This window comes from Levilactobacillus hammesii DSM 16381, from assembly GCF_001434395.1.
GTDB classification, from domain to species: domain Bacteria; phylum Bacillota; class Bacilli; order Lactobacillales; family Lactobacillaceae; genus Levilactobacillus; species Levilactobacillus hammesii.
Window position 1 is genome coordinate 124,689 of the sequence record NZ_AZFS01000066.1, and the last position, 14,030, is coordinate 138,718.

A 14,030-nucleotide genomic window follows, 5' to 3' on the forward strand; every position below is an offset into this window, starting at 1 on the left:
TTATATGTGGTACCCCTTACAATGACTGGTCGCTTAAAATATTTAACGCTAGCTTGATGGAATCGGTCTCGCCCTGAGCCATCAGATCATCCCCATTGCTCAGATCACTCACGCCCGCGGCCAGATCGCCCTCATATAACACCACATTATTGAGGATCGACAGCGTTTCTAAGCCCCGTTGCCGCCCAATCACCATCATAGCACCAGACTCCATATCTGCCCCTAAAATGCCCTTGGCGGACCAGAAGGCCTCGTTTTGGGCGTTGTCATCCATGTAGAAGCCATCGTGCGACCGAATGATGCCGTAGTAGGCTTCCGGCGCATAGTAGTGAGCCAACGCCATTAACCGAAAGGCAGGTACGGCAGGGTAGATGTTAGGCACGTATTTCCCGGTCAGGCCATCGTCTCTGACGACACCCTCCCCAATAATGAGCTTGCCCAAATCAATCCCCGGTTGCATGGCACCGGCCGAACCAACCCGGATAACCTTCTTGACACCGACGTTGTTGAGTTCCTCAATGGCGATCCCCGTCGAAGGTGCCCCAATTCCCGTGGACATGATCAGGATGCGTTTGCCCTGATACGTCCCCAGGATCGACTTGTATTCCCGGTTAAAGGCCCAATCCTCAACGTTTTCCAGAAAACGACGACTCCGATCAACCCGTGCTGGGTCGCCCATAATAATGGCACTATCCGTATTAATGGTTGGCAATAACTGCGTATGTGGTTCTGGTTCCGTCATGTCTATCCCTCATTTCTTAGAATCGTGATGAGCTGTGGCAAATCTGTAACGACGATCTGAGACTTATTGATCTTAATCACATCCAAGTCTCGCAGCTGTTTGAGAATGCGATTGAGATTGCGACTCGACGTATCAACTTCATTGAGCAGGTTGGTTCGCGTAATCACCTGATTCCGGCGTGTTGACCAAATCAGCGACGAAATCGCCTGGTCCAACGCCGAATGCAAGCTATAGCGTTCCGTCCGGTTGGTCAAGGTATAAATCTGCATAGATAAATTGTAAATCAATTTCTGCGAAAAGTATTGGTCTTCTTTCAGCCAGACTTTGAACTGATCGTTAGGAATTTTCAGGACCGTCACGGGGGTTAGATTAATCACCGAGGCGCTGTAAGGCTTATCCAGCAAGGCTTCCTGCTCACCGATAAAAGCACCCTGTTCATAAATATCGAGGGCAACGGCCTTGCCACCGGCTGACATCAGATAAATTTTTACCTTACCTTCAACCAGAATATAAGTATTATCGTATTGTGTCCCTTGTAAAAACTGGAAATCATCCACCGCATAGTGCTCAATCTGAAAGTCATTGACAATGTGTAACGGGCAAGTCCGCAATAACTGTTGCACGGCCGGTGTGCGATCCACCAGCGCAAACACGTCATTCATCATTACTCAAACAGCTCCTTACAAGATAAGATTAGCAAAATAACACCAGAATCCCAATGACGTGATTCTTCAAATGTATCCGCTTTCACGTGAAAATTAAGTCTATTTTAGCGTTTTACGGGACAGATGTCCTCGACAAATTTGACCGGCTATGAAACCGCATCCAATTAGGCTACATTTCACGATAACTCTGCTTTTCATTCTAGGAATAACCGGTTATCTCGTCAATTACTAATTGCGTTGAAACCTTGGCGCCATGCCCTAGATATGACCGACCCAATTGGACAACTGCAAATTAAGTGAGACTGAAATCGCCAAAATTTCGTTTGTATCAATAGATGGCCCGTTTTCTTAACCCGCGTCATCTATAAAAAAAGTACCCGCCGACAGTGCCAGCGGATACCTCAAAAGTCTCAAATTTAGTTATTCTTTAAAGATAAATGACTCAGTAATTCTTCGTAAGCCCGTTCGTACTTCTGCACGTCACCGGCGCCCATGAAGACCACAACGGCGTCATGGAAGTCCAACAGTGGTGACATGTTGTCCACCGTCAGAATCTCGCCACCCTTAACAATCTTAGCGGCCAAATCCTTACTGGAGACAGCGCCTTGCGTCTCACGCGCAGAACTGAAGATGTTGGTCAGAAAGACCTTATCAGCCAGGTTCAGGCTCTTCGCAAAGTCGTCCATCAACGCGATGGTCCGGCTAAACGTATGGGGCTGGAAGACCGCAATGATCTCCTTGTCCGGGTACTTTTGCCGTGCGGCATCCAACGTTGCCTTGATTTCGGATGGATGGTGCGCGTAGTCGTCGATGATCGTCATGTCGGCCAACTTCCGTTCCGTGAACCGACGCTTAACGCCCTTGAAATCAGCCAATTCGCGCTTGATTTCATCCATGTTGACCTTTTCGAAGTAAGATACCGCAATCACGGCCAAACTGTTCAGCACGTTGTGTTCACCGTACAAGTGAATTTCAAAGTTGCCGAGGTTCTTCCCGTCATGGTAGACGTCAAAGGTTGAACCCGTGGTAGAACGCTTGATGTTCTTAGCTTGGAAGTCATCGCGATCGTTGGTCCCGTAGTAGTAGACGGGGACGTCCGTCTTCAGCTTCCGCAACTCAGGATCATCGCCCCAGGCGAAAATCCCCTTCTTCACTTGGTTAGCCCAAGTTTCAAAGGCACTGTATACGTCATCGATCCCCGTGTAATAGTCTGGGTGATCGAAGTCAATGTTCGTCATGATGGCATAATCTGGCTTCGTTGCCAGGAAGTGACGCCGGTATTCGTCGGCTTCGTAGACGAAGAAACGGGCATTGGGCGTCCCTTTCCCGGTCCCATCACCAATCAGGTAAGAGGTTGGGGCAACACCACTTAAGACGTGAGAAAGCAAACCAGTCGTGCTGGTCTTCCCATGCGCACCGGCAACCCCAATACTGGTGTAACCTTCGATTAAGTGACCTAAAAATTCATGGTAACGGTAAACGGGGAGACCCATGGTGCGGGCCTTCTTGATTTCTGGATGGTCATCCGTGAAGGAGTTCCCTGCAATCACAGTGAGGCCTTCGTGAATGTTCGCTTCGTCAAAGCCCATGACTTTGATGCCAGCCTGTTCCAAGCCACGTTGCGTAAACGTGTACTGGGTAATGTCTGAACCCTGAACCTTGAATCCCTTATCATGTAAAATCAGGGCAAGGGCACTCATCCCTGATCCTTTAATTCCAACAAAATGATAAACCGTTGCGTTATCCATTAATGATCCTCTTTTCTACTCTTTGCGGTCAGGCCACGGGATTTCGCCCACCGTGCGAGTGACTCTCTTTCCATTCTAGCATATCCCCCCACCCCTTAAAAGATGGAGACCAATTAAAGGGCAGTGACGACTATTCATCTTATGATGAAAATGGTGCATCCTTGTCGTGCGGCTCAGGCAAATCCTTACCCAAGTCTTCCGGCGTGAGATAGACCTCACGTGGCTTCGATCCATGTTGCGGTGACACATAGTGACTCTTTTCCAGGTCATCGATCAGATTAGCTGCGCGATTGTAGCCAATTGAGAAGACCCGTTGCAATTTCGACGTTGAAACCGATTTTTCTTGCGCGATATAGTCAAGCACCTTGGGTAACAGCTCATCTTGGTTCTCTTCAGCCGTTTCGCGTTGCAATAACCCCTTCGGTTCAAACGCATAATGCGGTTTCCCCTGCGTCCGTACAAAGTCCGTAATGGCATCGACTTCGGATTCCACAAAGGCCCCCTGTAGACGCATCGGTTGACTGGCCCCATTACCCAGGTACAGCATATCCCCGCGACCTAGCAGGCTTTCGGCACCGGCCGTATCCAGAATGGTCCGTGAATCGATCTGGCTGGAAACCATGAAGGCAATCCGCGTGGGAATGTTGTTCTTGATGGTCCCAGTGACGATGTCGACACTTGGCCGTTGCGTGGCAACCAGCAAATGAATCCCGGCAGCACGCGCCTTTTGCGTGATCCGAACAATGTAGTCTTGCACTTCACTGGCTGCCATCATCATCAAGTCTGCCAATTCATCAATAATAATGACGATGTACGGCATCTTCAAGGAAGGTTCATCATTGGCATCGGCACGATCGTTGAACTGTTCGATGTTACGAACCCCGGCCGCGGCCAACTTTTCGTAGCGTTGATCCATCTCGGTCACGACCCACTTCAGTGCCGCGGCGGCCGCCTTAGGATCGGAAATAACCGGCGACAACAGGTGTGGCAGAGCGTCATATGGCGCCATTTCAACGGCCTTAGGATCAATCAATAAGAGCTTGACCTGGGCCGGCGTTGCCTTGTAGAGGATCGACAGGAGTAAGGAGTTGATGAACACACTCTTCCCGGAACCCGTGGCCCCGGCAATCAGCCCATGTGGCATCTTCCGCAGATCGGTGACTTGTGGCTTACCAAATAGGTCGACCCCGAGGGCCACCGTCAACGGCGATTCACTGTTCTTAAAGGCGGGTGAATTCAAAATTTCAGATAACATAACTGGTCGCGACTTCACGTTCGGAATTTCAATTCCCACCGTGGTCTTACCAGGGATTGGCGCTTCGATCCGGATATCCTTGGCAGCCAAAGCCAGCTTCAGATCATCGTTTAGATTGGTAATCTTGTTGACCTTAACCCCGAGAGCCAGGCTAATCTGGAACTGAGTTACCGTTGGTCCGACCGTCCAGTCCGTGACGTGAGCATCCACGTGAAAGGCGCTCAACGTGGCATCGAGAACCTCGGCTTGATGTTCGATCCATTCGTCCAGGGCTTCCTCATCGGGTACCACGGGTTTGGGCAATAGGCTCACGTCTGGGAAATGATAACCCCGCTCCGATTGGTCAGCGGCCGCTTCGGTCGTGGCCGGCGCGGCATCGGGACGATCAAATAATGCCAGATTGCGCTGGTCATTCCCCTCTTCTTGCATAATGTCGCCCAGGGAGTGTCCGAGGCCACGAGCCGGCTTGGCTTTAGGCTTAGCACTCGGTTTGGCAGCGGATGGTGCCGTTGACCGTGGCGCCGTCTGATCGGCATTCGCCCGGTCAAGAAGTTGGTTAACCTCGGCCGGTCGCTGAGCCTGATTGCTTGCCGATACTGATGACGCCGGGTCTTCGCTAGAGACCGCCGCTGACGTGGCCGTCTGTGACGTCGCTGCCGATGCACTGGTCCCGAGGTCGGCAACGGAGGTCGACAGATGATTAGCCGTCGAATCAGCGGTTACTGCTGGTTGATGGCTGGCTGACGCTACACTCGCCGGTACACCCGCCGCGGAACTGACGACCAAATGGGCGGTTGACCGGACGATCGCTGCCGAGCTAACGTGCGGCTGTGCCGGTGCGGCTGAAGTCGTGGCCTGTGATGCAGCTGATTCGCTGTCAGACGTCGACATTACCGCATCCGAAGTCGTTAAATTGGCAGTAGCTTGATCGTTTGCTGGGGCCGTCTGATCCGTAGGCGCCGACTTAACCGTCCCCACTGGCAGATAGTCCCCTGCCCGACTGTCGCTGGCAACGGTCGCCACACGATCATGACTTTCAGGCTCATTTGCCGTTTCGACTGAACGAGGCTGCGTTGGATAAAAGACTTCGGTCGGCGCCGCTGGCGTGACCGGCGTGCTACGGACTGATTCGTCAGTCGCAGCGACGGGTTGGCTTGCGGATTCTGTTGCTGTGGTTTTAAGTTCAGTTTCGGTTTCAACGCTCGCTGTAGCGGCCGCACTTGAGTCAGCCGTCACGCTTTTCGCTGATTCCATCTGATCAGAACTGCTCGATGATGCCGTAGTTTGATCGGAATCTGTAGCCGGCGCCGTTGTTGCCGCCGCATTGGCTGTGGCGGATTCAGTAGTGCTGGCTGATTCGGCTGACCGACGCTTCTCAACCGATGCCGTGTCACCGGTCATCGACTCGGACTGTGCTGCCGAATTTTGACTTTCCACTGGCTCATTTGTATCAGCAGTTGGCTGACTGGCTTGGCTAGCAGTTACCGGCGTTTCCGGTGCAACGTTATCATCGGCCGTGCCAAATAAGAGAAAACTACGGTCCGTTTTCTCTAAGCTGGCAACTAACCGGCGATAACGTCGACGTGATTCAGAGGTTGGCTGTGACCAATGCAATTGCTTGGGAATTGGCGTTACTTGAAAAGGCCGATAATTGTCAGCCGCGCTACTAGGTGCCACTTCCGGCTCAGCAGGCGTGGGCGTGGCGGGCGCTGCCGCACGCGGTTGTTCGGCCTGCTTTCGTTCGGCCTCTCGTGCCTCACGCTGACGCAAACGGTCGTTCCGTTCACGCCGCTGATTGACGGAACGTTGAGCCCGCTCATGCGTGGTATCTTCTAATTGTTCGGGGCTCGGCTTTACCGCAAATTTCCGGAAAAAGGCTGGTCCATCATAGTGCTCCATGTTTCTTCCTCCTTGACGGGTGCACACCGCACCTGCCGAATTTCAACACTACGGGAGGAGACACCGCCTAACTTCAGCGGCTGGTTAACTCATTCCCTAATAATCTTTTTTAATCTAGCACGTACTGGCTAGTTTTATGGCTTACTCAGATGATTCTCTAATCGTAACGTTCTTTCTTTGACCGGCAACCTTGTTAAAACTGGCTGTCTACCGTTCACCGAATATGAGCTTAAACGCGACCAGCTATCTCGATAGCTACCATGCAGCATTTAACCACAAATGACGGTTCGGTTGACCAATACAAAGACGATAGTTTTATACAATTAACCAACTCACTCAGAGTGGTTAAAGTCAATCTCCCCTATTGTACACAAAAAAGCGGGGTGCCGACAAGGGCAAACCCGCTTTCGTAATGTTTCTTAAGCAATTTATGAGGCTGAGAAGATAGTTTGGCCCCGTTCGAAATCAAACGGTTCGCCAACTTCGTAGTCATCCGGTAGAATCAGGGCACCTGGCTTCTGTGGTGCGTTGGCTAAGCCCAACTCACGACCAGAGCAGATCATCCCATCACTTTCCACGCCCCGTAAGGCACCCGGCCAGATAATCAGACCATTAGGCATCATGGCACCAACCTTGGCCACCACAACCTTGATGTCCGCCTGCATGTTAGGTGAACCACTGACAATCTGAACGGACTTGTCGTTGTCCACGACCGTATCCGTCACCAGTAAGTGATCGGAGTCGGGATGTGGTGTCGCCGTCTTGACGTAACCCACGATAAACTTGGATTCCGTTTGGGCGACCAGTTCGCCGTTGAAGCCGGCCTTTTCCAAAGCAGCGTTCAGTGCAGCAACATCATCAACCGTCAACATCACTTGGCCGTTGCCACTAATGTTCGGTAAAATCTTGGAAATGGCCAAGAAATTGTAGCCTAACGTCTTTTCCGTTTCGGTATCGTAAATTCGGGCGATACCATCGCGAACGGTGTGGGCTTGTTGGGGTGTGTCTTGCGCAACGATAACAATCAAAGTGTCCCCTAATTCTTGGGGATTGTAACTAGCAATTAACATGTGGGATCCTTTCCAACGGTTTTAATCGGCGTTAGTTGCCAATGAATTGATAAATTCTTCAACTTCAGCCTTAGTCTTACGATCTTTGTTGACCAATCGGCCAATTTCATCCCCATTTGCGTAGGCAATGAAACTTGGAATGCCGAAAACGTTCAGTTCGACAGCCAGGTCGATGTTCTCATCACGGTCAACCGCGATAAACTTAAAATCAGGATATTCAGCTTCAATGTCGGGCATTGCTGGCTTGATGAAGGCGCAATCCGGGCACCAGGTAGCAGAGAAGAATAACATGGTTTTACCGTCTTTAACGACGTCTTTCAGATCAGCGGCTGACATTTTGGGTAATTGTTCCATAGGTAAGCACTCCTTTATTTAAGTTTAAAAAATACACAATCATCATTATAGCAATGTGGCTGGGGGATTACAAAGTTTTAGCCTAAACTGCTTACTATTCGTTACTAAATTATGTAGGCGCCCGCAACCACGCATCTCCTGGTTCCTTCTAAATGGGCGTACTCACCATGTTCAGACGCATTTTAAATTGTACGCGATCACACCGCCCGGTCTAGACGGTTAGGCAAATTCACGCCTGTCGACAAAATCTGCCATACACGCGCCTCTCACTAAGTCGCTACGCTCACCGTTGTCTTTCCCTTTTAACCCAGAAACCCATGACGCCTAAAACGAATAACCCAACATAGCCTAACATCGAAATTTTAGCGGTTTTCTCAGAGGTCTGTGGCAGACTCGCAGGTATCTCCGAAGCACCATTAATTTCCGATTGTCTAATCGCTTGGTTCCTTGAGACAAGCGCTGTGCCAGCATTCTGATAGGATGCTCCCTCGTCCTGTTGCTGGCTAGCTACTAGCTGATGCCAAAATTTTTCAAACGTTGTGCTCTGCTCAATAGCCAATGCTTTGGCTGCTTGATCCGCTTCAAATTGTGACGATATATTTTGAACCGTCAAACGACCGGTCTCCTGATTGATTTTCAGAACTTTTACGATACTTCCACCATCGGCTTTTCCAAAGATATAGCTGTATTTCTTCGTATTGAGGAGACCAAAGGACTTGCCGCGATGAATCACCTCATTCGCCGAGAAATAAGTCCTTTTGCCCACGGGCACACCCATCACCTGCAGTAAAGCCACTGGCCGGCCTTGAGCATCCTTAACCAGGTCGATTTCAAAATCCCCGTCGTAGATTTGAACGGACTTCAAGCTGCCATCCCCGTAAGTAATGGTGAAAATATTCAGCCCATTTTTAGACGTGGCCCGAACCCACGGAATCCGATAAACAAAGGTCACCGTTTGTGCTTTGGTGCTGTAAATGCCACTGATCCGTGAAGCCCCTGTCAACATGAAATCCTTATCGTCGCCAGTCGTAAATTTTAAGCTCTCAGCCGTGAATTTTTCCCCAACGTGACCCGTCATAACCTTTTTGAGCAATTCGCCACCATGATCGGTCACGTAGCGAACATAGACCTTCCCTTTCGCCGCCTTTGCTGGTGTCGTGTTGGTTGTCGTTGCCGGTGTCTCACTGGTAACTTGTTCTTTATAAGGTATTGGGGTCGGATCAGCCGTCAATTTATACATTGGCGCTGAATGATCGCTGTCTTCGCCCGTTGGCTGTTCGCTATTGGTTGCCTCCTCACTCTCAGTGCTATCCTGCTTAACGAGGTTAGATTTGGCTAAAGAATTCTCCTGCGAATCCGACTTTGCTCCCTGACTGTCCGTAACGGATTCCGATGGTGTCGGCTTTTCCTGTGGTTGCTCACCCTCTGGCTCATCGTCGTTAGTCAGCTTAGACGCTGCGGGCGCCGCCACTGGTGCTGCAGGTGACGCTTCGCTTACCGGTGCGACATGCGTAACAACCGTACTGGCCGGCGCACGAGATACAGCGGCTTGCGCGGTGACGGCTTTTTCTTGAACCAACGCCACTGAAAACAGGGAAAGTCCTAGTAAGGCTAAATATTGGCAACGTTTCTGGCCGACATGGGCGGTTCGTGTTTGACTTGATGGTCTCTGTTTATTCATCTGAAACCTCCTGTGTCTTGATGTAAGACGTGATCGTAAAATAATATGAATAAAGGCAGGTGCGGGTATGTTAAAATTAGTTCACTGAATTAATGTATGACCTATTCTAAACGGACTGTAATCTGACAGGAGACTCGTAAATGAAGCTAACCACCCTAAAATGGCTCACATTAAGTACCCTTTTTCTTAACCTACTATCCCTTGTAATACTGACGAGGTGGAAGATCGGTGCATTTCATTTAACCCAAGCAGCGGCTATTGGCGCTAGCTTCTGTCTCGGCTGGTGCGTCCTCTCTCTCGGGATAGTCCTGTTCCGTGATTGGAAAGCCCCCAGCACCCCTAGCGCTAACGTGGATATCGATAGTATTAACAGCTTTTCTTTCAAGAATCTATCGGAATGGGAAAAGTTTGGTGTCGCCATCATCTTTATCGCAGATTTCACTTTGACTAATACCCTCTGGGCGGACACCTTTATCATCTTTTTCTTTCTCTATTGGATGATTACCTTTCGAATAGGCCATCAACATATTTCGGGTAAAAATGGCTATAAGGCCGTTGGATCCATGCTAGGGACATTCTTAGTCGTGATTTGGCTCATCTTTGCGTCTGGTATTTAAATTTATAATTAACCCGTTCGAACTGATGCCCTTTCCTAACTCGCAATGGACCTATGTGGCGTAATTTTTAGACTATCCATTCCGTTGAGTCTGTCACAAGACCTATACTTATAATTTATCCTTAACCGTTCACGGAATCAACCTTCATTTCATATATAGGTTAGGTCGCAAGCCAAAAAGGCCACGCAAATTAAATCACCATTTTCAAGCTTTACATCTCGCTCAATTCTACGTATACTAACGACAATATTATTTTCCCAACTTTTCTACCTTTTTACGGGAACTTCCAGACAAACATTGCTATACTAGGGGCAGATGGAACGTTTACACGTTTGATAACACAACTGCTAAGGAGGCGGTAGGATGACTGCTAGAAACGGACAACTTTATCAACTGAGCCTTACCGGTGTACTCGGAGGTCTCATGGGCATTTTCATCACGCGCTTCTTTGGTGGTGGCTCGCGCTTGAATCCGGACAACATCTTGGAACAGGTCAAGCATCAGTTCCGCCAAGAATCCCCTATTGAGGGCGCCTGGATCGAGAAACACGCGGTACCTTTCCAAAAATTCGCGGTGAAATCACGCGTCTACTATGGCGGCATTACCCGCTACGAAGACGACCAGTTGGTCCAATACCAATTCGTCGCAGATGCAAATACTGGAAGTATCCTTGATATTCATCGTCTTTAATTGAATACGATCTAAACACAAATGACACGTTGAAATTTCAACGTGCCATTTTTTGTATACGCCTCGTATGACCATGACTATCTAATCACTGCTGATAACCATTTCGAATTGCCCGACACAGATAATAGATGCCGACAACCAGAAAAATAAATAGAGGTACCACACGCATGACCGCAAATGGCGTTTCAAAAATGATGGCTTTCCAGAACCATTCCCCTTGCATTTGCCACAGTCCCGGCGTTAAGTACCAATTTCGAATATCAAGAAAATTAATGCTACCTGTCATCTTCCAATAGGCGAAGACGTAACTCAGAAAAAAGGTCGCATAAAAAAGACTGAACCGACCGAATCGCCGCTGTATTCTGATCCTGGAACGCTCATCGGAAAAGATATCGCGATCCGAAGTCATTGTTTTCTGCTGAAGATATTGAATGCCACCGTGGCGACTCCCGGCAACTAACCGCCAACCACTATCGCTAAAAAATTGACGATAGTCTTGGTAGTTCCGCCGACTCATGCCCTTATCCCGGAAATCCAACCGCGTATAGGGGTTGAATTGATCGTCGGCAGTCAGCGGTTGGAACGTGTAGCAATGAAGGAACGGATTGACCCAATCCAAGCGGTATCCCTCTTCCTGAATCGTATTAATCCAGTTCTCCTCGTCATTAAGGTTCAAAAACACGTGAAATTTTTTCATATTCCTTTCCTCCCCAGACCTAATAGCCGAACGTCTCAGCCAGCTTCCCCAAGCCCCGTAAGCGTTGCGTTTCCAATTGCAACATTGACTGACCGGTTTCAGTGATACGATACACCCGCCGGCGCTTATCGCTGCTAGGAACCTCTTTGATCCACTTCAGCTTCAACAAGTTCTCTATTGCGCCATACATGGTGCCCGCTGCCACTTTAACGGTTCCCTGACTCAGCCGTTCAATCTCTTGAATGGCGGCGTAACCATGGCGTGGCTGGGTGAGGGCCAGCAGGATGTAATACGTTGTTTCAGTTAGCGGTAAATTTTCATTTCGTGCCATACTTCTTCTCCCACCTCACTCCATCACATGTAAAGTTGAACTATATACAGTTCGACTATATACAGTCTAACTGCTTATAGTCTTTTAGTCAAGGGAAACCAACCCGGGGCCGTTTAAAAATCCGGTTCGCCAGTCATCCCATCGGCAAAACAAAAAGGACCGCCCCTCACAGGCAGTCCTTTCTTTAACGCTTCTCACCATCGCCAACCAAACGCATTGGTCGACAGCCTAAACGTGTTTAAATTTGCTAGAATGATTCGACAAATCCGTGCGGACAATCAGAACATCCGTCACCGCATTAGCCACCACCGCACTGGCCGTGGAGCCCATCAACATGCGTTCGACCACGTTGGACCCAATGGCCCCAATCATGATCAAATCGGCATCGTATTCCTGTGGCAAGGTCTTGGCCAGGTCAATGTTGGGATGTCCGTAGAACACGGACGTTTCAACGTGTTTGACCCCGGCCTTTTTTGCTTGCTTCCGGTACGCGTCGACGGTCTGTTCCGAACGTTGGCGGGCCTCATCCATGACTTCCTGATCCACAAAGCCGAAACCGACTTTGGTATTGTTGCCGATTCCAACGTAATCGCCACCCGTCATGATGGTGACAATAATCAGATCAGCTTCGTTTCTGACAGCAACCGCAATGGCTTTTTCCACCGCGCGTTTTGCTTGCCGGGAACCGTCCACCCCAACTAGAATTCGCTCGTAGCGTTCGGACATCTTTACCACTCCCTTGTGGGTGCTCTCGTCACCCTATTTCGTTAGTTCATAGGTCGCCTGCCCGTAAATGGACATCGCCTTAATTAAATCATCTTCTGGTTGGAACTCATCGGCTTGGTGCATCGTGTCTTTTGTGCCAGGGAACAATGCCCCAAAGGCAACACCACGCTTCATCAACCGACCGTAAGTCCCACCACCCACAACTTCTGGTTGGGCGTCTAGGTCACCGGTCTGTTGCCGGTAAACGTCCATCAGCGTTGTGACAATTGGATCGCTAGGATCAACGTAGTGCGGTACCATTTCACGGTCCTGCTTGATCTCAACGTTCATCATTTCAGTCGCCTTTTGCAGCCCCACTAAGATCTCCGCTGCACCAATGCCCGTTGGGTAACGGAAGTTGGTGTTGATCAGGCCACCCTTGTCGGCGGTAAACGTCATGATTCCCACGTTCATCGTCAGGTCGCCCATAATCTTATCGTTAAAGGCAATCCCGAGCTTGTGGGCCCGTGAATCGTCATGCAATTGGTTGGCCAATAAGGCCAGGAAGTCTTCGGCGTCGCCACCAAAGTCGTAAGCCGTCAGGAAGCTGGCCAGGTAAGTCCCCGCGTTGATCCCATTCTTGGGTTCCATCCCGTGTGCGGCTTTCCCAATCACTTGGAAATGTAGGCCCGCAGCATCGGCTTCAACCGTTCCAGTAACGGGCGCTTGATCCAGGAAGGTCTTGAAATCGGCGACTAATTGGTCGGCATCGGCGGTTTCTACCGTGGCTTCGGCATCCCGAGGCACCATGTTCTCCCGCAAACCGGCATCGAATTCGCGTAAGGTTACGCTACCGCCATTGGCCCCAGCAAAGTGGCTTTCAAAAGTCACGTTTCCTTTTTCACCGTTGATTAGGGGGAATTCAGCATCGGGTGAGAAGCCCAGCGTTGGTGCTGGTTCCAGATCGAGGTAATGGTGCATCCCCGTCCAATCACTCTCTTCATCCGTCCCAATGATGAAACGAATCTTCTTGGTTGGCTTGATGCCTTGATCCTTCATCATCTTTAAGCCATAGTAAGCGGCCAGTGCTGGTCCCTTGTCGTCAGAGGTCCCACGACCATACAGGTTGCCGTCCTTCTTGGTCAACGTAAAGGGATCGGTATGCCACCCCTTACCACCGGGCATGGTGTCGGCATGGCCTAAGATGGCCAGCGTTTCGTCACCTTCACCGAATTCAACGTAACCGACTAAATTATCGAGGTTCTTGACTTTAAAGCCGTCGCGTTCGGCCAAGCCTAAAAAGGCGATTAGGGCTTTGGCTGGGCCAGGGCCGAGCGGATAGTCTGTGGTTGCCTTAGAATCATCTCGTGCACTGTCGATGCCGACTAATGTCGTCAGGTCAGCGACGTAAGCCTCGCGGTATTGTTCAGATAGCTGTTGCCAATCAATTGCCATGATTGGACCTCCTTTAATTTGTTAGACCCCGATGAGGCCTAAAGTATACTTAAAGTTAATTCTAGCATAACGACGCCGAATTGTAAGCCGTTTTCCACCACTAAAATGCTATACTGAAAGC

13 protein-coding genes are annotated in these 14,030 nt (G+C 49.8%); 2 read left to right on the forward strand and 11 right to left on the reverse strand.

Annotation, left to right across the window (positions count from 1 at the left end; all coding sequences use genetic code 11):
* Positions 1 to 16 precede the first annotated feature (16 nt).
* From FD28_RS12715 to FD28_RS12745, 7 genes are all read right to left on the reverse strand, one after another.
* Positions 17 to 742 carry a nucleoside phosphorylase gene (locus FD28_RS12715; RefSeq protein WP_057735420.1) on the reverse strand — a complete coding sequence of 242 codons (726 nt, stop codon included), beginning with the start codon at positions 740 to 742 and terminating at the stop codon, positions 17 to 19.
* A 2-nt stretch (positions 743 to 744) separates the two neighbouring features.
* Complete coding sequence (locus FD28_RS12720) at positions 745 to 1,407, reverse strand: Crp/Fnr family transcriptional regulator (protein WP_057735421.1); 663 nt, start codon at positions 1,405 to 1,407, stop codon at positions 745 to 747.
* A 416-nt stretch (positions 1,408 to 1,823) separates the two neighbouring features.
* Complete coding sequence (murC, locus tag FD28_RS12725) at positions 1,824 to 3,155, reverse strand: UDP-N-acetylmuramate--L-alanine ligase (protein ID WP_057735422.1); 1,332 nt, start codon at positions 3,153 to 3,155, stop codon at positions 1,824 to 1,826.
* 139 nt (positions 3,156 to 3,294) lie between these two features.
* Positions 3,295 to 6,309, reverse strand: coding sequence for a DNA translocase FtsK (locus FD28_RS12730; protein WP_057735423.1), 3,015 nt, complete (start codon positions 6,307 to 6,309; stop codon positions 3,295 to 3,297).
* Positions 6,310 to 6,737: 428 nt separating this feature from the next.
* Positions 6,738 to 7,379, reverse strand: coding sequence for a YtpR family tRNA-binding protein (ytpR, locus tag FD28_RS12735; RefSeq protein ID WP_057735424.1), 642 nt, complete (start codon positions 7,377 to 7,379; stop codon positions 6,738 to 6,740).
* 21 nt (positions 7,380 to 7,400) lie between these two features.
* The gene (locus FD28_RS12740) at positions 7,401 to 7,733 is read right to left on the reverse strand and encodes a thioredoxin family protein (protein ID WP_057735425.1); all 333 of its coding nucleotides are present in this window, start codon (positions 7,731 to 7,733) and stop codon (positions 7,401 to 7,403) included.
* Between the two features lie 283 nt (positions 7,734 to 8,016).
* Positions 8,017 to 9,414, reverse strand: a complete 1,398-nt coding sequence (locus FD28_RS12745) for a MucBP domain-containing protein (protein ID WP_057735426.1) — start codon at positions 9,412 to 9,414, stop codon at positions 8,017 to 8,019.
* Positions 9,415 to 9,554: 140 nt separating this feature from the next.
* On the opposite strand from FD28_RS12745, the gene FD28_RS12750 reads away from it, so the two are divergent.
* Complete coding sequence (locus tag FD28_RS12750; RefSeq protein WP_057735427.1) at positions 9,555 to 10,031, forward strand: hypothetical protein; 477 nt, start codon at positions 9,555 to 9,557, stop codon at positions 10,029 to 10,031.
* Between the two features lie 423 nt (positions 10,032 to 10,454).
* Positions 10,455 to 10,721, forward strand: a complete 267-nt coding sequence (locus tag FD28_RS12755; protein WP_235806908.1) for a PepSY domain-containing protein — start codon at positions 10,455 to 10,457, stop codon at positions 10,719 to 10,721.
* 85 nt (positions 10,722 to 10,806) lie between these two features.
* On the opposite strand, the gene FD28_RS12760 is transcribed toward FD28_RS12755, so the two are convergent.
* The 4 genes from FD28_RS12760 to pepV all read right to left on the reverse strand — a co-directional run bounded on the left by FD28_RS12760 (position 10,807) and on the right by pepV (position 13,909).
* Positions 10,807 to 11,418, reverse strand: a complete 612-nt coding sequence (locus FD28_RS12760; protein ID WP_057735429.1) for a DUF2812 domain-containing protein — start codon at positions 11,416 to 11,418, stop codon at positions 10,807 to 10,809.
* A 19-nt stretch (positions 11,419 to 11,437) separates the two neighbouring features.
* Positions 11,438 to 11,749 carry a PadR family transcriptional regulator gene (locus FD28_RS12765; protein ID WP_057735430.1) on the reverse strand — a complete coding sequence of 104 codons (312 nt, stop codon included), beginning with the start codon at positions 11,747 to 11,749 and terminating at the stop codon, positions 11,438 to 11,440.
* 228 nt (positions 11,750 to 11,977) lie between these two features.
* Positions 11,978 to 12,475: a universal stress protein gene (locus tag FD28_RS12770; protein ID WP_057735431.1), complete on the reverse strand. Its 498-nt coding sequence runs from the start codon at positions 12,473 to 12,475 to the stop codon at positions 11,978 to 11,980.
* A 33-nt stretch (positions 12,476 to 12,508) separates the two neighbouring features.
* Positions 12,509 to 13,909, reverse strand: a complete 1,401-nt coding sequence (gene pepV / locus FD28_RS12775; protein WP_057735432.1) for a dipeptidase PepV — start codon at positions 13,907 to 13,909, stop codon at positions 12,509 to 12,511.
* Positions 13,910 to 14,030 lie beyond the last annotated feature (121 nt).

Excerpts from the sequence above, each read along its gene's own strand:
- FD28_RS12715 (WP_057735420.1), bottom strand. The coding sequence starts at position 742 with ATGACGGAACCAGAACCACATACGCAGTTATTGCCAACCATTAATACG.
- FD28_RS12720 (WP_057735421.1), bottom strand. The coding sequence starts at position 1,407 with ATGATGAATGACGTGTTTGCGCTGGTGGATCGCACACCGGCCGTGCAA.
- murC (WP_057735422.1), bottom strand. The coding sequence starts at position 3,155 with ATGGATAACGCAACGGTTTATCATTTTGTTGGAATTAAAGGATCAGGG.
- FD28_RS12730 (WP_057735423.1), bottom strand. The coding sequence starts at position 6,309 with ATGGAGCACTATGATGGACCAGCCTTTTTCCGGAAATTTGCGGTAAAG.
- ytpR (WP_057735424.1), bottom strand. The coding sequence starts at position 7,379 with ATGTTAATTGCTAGTTACAATCCCCAAGAATTAGGGGACACTTTGATT.
- FD28_RS12740 (WP_057735425.1), bottom strand. The coding sequence starts at position 7,733 with ATGGAACAATTACCCAAAATGTCAGCCGCTGATCTGAAAGACGTCGTT.
- FD28_RS12745 (WP_057735426.1), bottom strand. The coding sequence starts at position 9,414 with ATGAATAAACAGAGACCATCAAGTCAAACACGAACCGCCCATGTCGGC.
- FD28_RS12750 (WP_057735427.1), top strand. The coding sequence starts at position 9,555 with ATGAAGCTAACCACCCTAAAATGGCTCACATTAAGTACCCTTTTTCTT.
- FD28_RS12755 (WP_235806908.1), top strand. The coding sequence starts at position 10,455 with ATGGGCATTTTCATCACGCGCTTCTTTGGTGGTGGCTCGCGCTTGAAT.
- FD28_RS12760 (WP_057735429.1), bottom strand. The coding sequence starts at position 11,418 with ATGAAAAAATTTCACGTGTTTTTGAACCTTAATGACGAGGAGAACTGG.
- FD28_RS12765 (WP_057735430.1), bottom strand. The coding sequence starts at position 11,749 with ATGGCACGAAATGAAAATTTACCGCTAACTGAAACAACGTATTACATC.
- FD28_RS12770 (WP_057735431.1), bottom strand. The coding sequence starts at position 12,475 with ATGTCCGAACGCTACGAGCGAATTCTAGTTGGGGTGGACGGTTCCCGG.
- pepV (WP_057735432.1), bottom strand. The coding sequence starts at position 13,909 with ATGGCAATTGATTGGCAACAGCTATCTGAACAATACCGCGAGGCTTAC.